Source organism: Pseudomonas sp. JH-2, from assembly GCF_036231725.1.
GTDB classification, from domain to species: domain Bacteria; phylum Pseudomonadota; class Gammaproteobacteria; order Pseudomonadales; family Pseudomonadaceae; genus Pseudomonas; species Pseudomonas delhiensis.
In genome coordinates this window covers 1-1,164 of the sequence record NZ_JAZAQP010000117.1, presented here as the reverse complement: position 1 = coordinate 1,164, position 1,164 = coordinate 1, and the positions used below count along the sequence as shown (strand labels likewise).

At 54.1% G+C, this 1,164-nt stretch carries 1 rRNA gene; it reads left to right on the top strand.

The window, feature by feature from the left end:
- A 23S ribosomal RNA gene (locus VV867_RS30960) occupies positions 1-1,164 on the top strand; the annotation flags it as partial.

The window sequence follows — 1,164 nt, the reverse complement described above, 5'->3', positions numbered from 1 at the left end:
GGGTAGAGAATACCAAGGCGCTTGAGAGAACTCGGGTGAAGGAACTAGGCAAAATGGCACCGTAACTTCGGGAGAAGGTGCGCCGGTGAGGGTGAAGTATTTACTGCGTAAGCCCACGCCGGTCGAAGATACCAGGCCGCTGCGACTGTTTATTAAAAACACAGCACTCTGCAAACACGAAAGTGGACGTATAGGGTGTGACGCCTGCCCGGTGCCGGAAGGTTAATTGATGGGGTTAGCGAAAGCGAAGCTCTTGATCGAAGCCCCGGTAAACGGCGGCCGTAACTATAACGGTCCTAAGGTAGCGAAATTCCTTGTCGGGTAAGTTCCGACCTGCACGAATGGCGTAACGATGGCGGCGCTGTCTCCACCCGAGACTCAGTGAAATTGAAATCGCTGTGAAGATGCAGTGTATCCGCGGCTAGACGGAAAGACCCCGTGAACCTTTACTGTAGCTTTGCACTGGACTTTGAGCCTGCTTGTGTAGGATAGGTGGGAGGCTTTGAAGCGTGGACGCCAGTTCGCGTGGAGCCAACCTTGAAATACCACCCTGGCATGCTTGAGGTTCTAACTCTGATCCGTTATCCGGATCGAGGACAGTGTATGGTGGGCAGTTTGACTGGGGCGGTCTCCTCCTAAAGAGTAACGGAGGAGTACGAAGGTGCGCTCAGACCGGTCGGAAATCGGTCGTAGAGTATAAAGGCAAAAGCGCGCTTGACTGCGAGACAGACACGTCGAGCAGGTACGAAAGTAGGTCTTAGTGATCCGGTGGTTCTGTATGGAAGGGCCATCGCTCAACGGATAAAAGGTACTCCGGGGATAACAGGCTGATACCGCCCAAGAGTTCATATCGACGGCGGTGTTTGGCACCTCGATGTCGGCTCATCACATCCTGGGGCTGAAGCCGGTCCCAAGGGTATGGCTGTTCGCCATTTAAAGTGGTACGCGAGCTGGGTTTAGAACGTCGTGAGACAGTTCGGTCCCTATCTGCCGTGGACGTTTGAGATTTGAGAGGGGCTGCTCCTAGTACGAGAGGACCGGAGTGGACGAACCTCTGGTGTTCCGGTTGTCACGCCAGTGGCACTGCCGGGTAGCTATGTTCGGAATAGATAACCGCTGAAAGCATCTAAGCGGGAAACTAGCCTCAAGATGAGATCTCACTGG